The sequence below is a fragment of the Mesorhizobium sp. M4A.F.Ca.ET.050.02.1.1 genome (assembly GCF_003997725.1).
In the GTDB taxonomy this organism is placed as follows: domain Bacteria; phylum Pseudomonadota; class Alphaproteobacteria; order Rhizobiales; family Rhizobiaceae; genus Mesorhizobium.
Genome location: NZ_RZSG01001406.1, coordinates 1 through 628, shown reverse-complemented (window position 1 = coordinate 628; position 628 = coordinate 1). Strand labels below are relative to the sequence as shown.

General features: G+C 59.6%; 1 protein-coding gene. It reads right to left on the bottom strand.

Going from position 1 to position 628, the window contains the following annotated elements:
* Nucleotides 1-64 precede the first annotated feature (64 nt).
* On the bottom strand, nucleotides 65-421 hold the full coding sequence (locus tag EOA33_RS37810) for a hypothetical protein (RefSeq protein WP_127407849.1): 357 nt from the start codon (nucleotides 419-421) through the stop codon (nucleotides 65-67).
* Nucleotides 422-628 lie beyond the last annotated feature (207 nt).

Below are 628 nucleotides of genomic sequence, written 5' to 3'. Positions count from 1 at the left end.
GTCAAAGCACTGGGCCACAGCCTTTCGCCGTGGCCCGCAAAGTTCCGCGCGAAGGCGAAAGGACTTACTTCGGCGTCAGCACTTCGGTGCCGCTTCCTTCCTTGCCGGCGATGGTCCAGAGGCCGTGCAGCGAGCCGTCTCCCTCGACCTTATAGACGACGAGGCCGATCTCTTTGCCCATCACATAGCCGGCGGAGAAAGCATTGTCGTTGCGCATGCAGATGCCGTCGGACGACGAACCGCCGGTTTCCCAATGGATGGTGCAGGTCGTCTCGCTGGTCAGCGTGATAGTCGCTTCGCCGCCATAGGCGGAGCCGTCGAAATTGGTGCCTGCGACCGTATAGTTGCCGCCGATCGACTGCGCCGCCGCCGGTGCCGCCGCAAAGCCGAGCATTGCAAGAGCAAGAATGAATTTGCGCATGTTGCATTCCCCCTGTGAGTGAAAAAATCACGTCCACTGGAAGGCTAGGCTGGAACATCGAGTCGGTAAATCGGCCGCCCTTTGGCGGGCGAGGATTATTTCGCGGTGTGGCGCAAAATGCTCACGGCCCCTTGAGGCTTCCGGCAATGACGCCAACAAGCGGATCGTATTTCGATTTCAGAGCTTGCGAATACTCGATCCAGACCG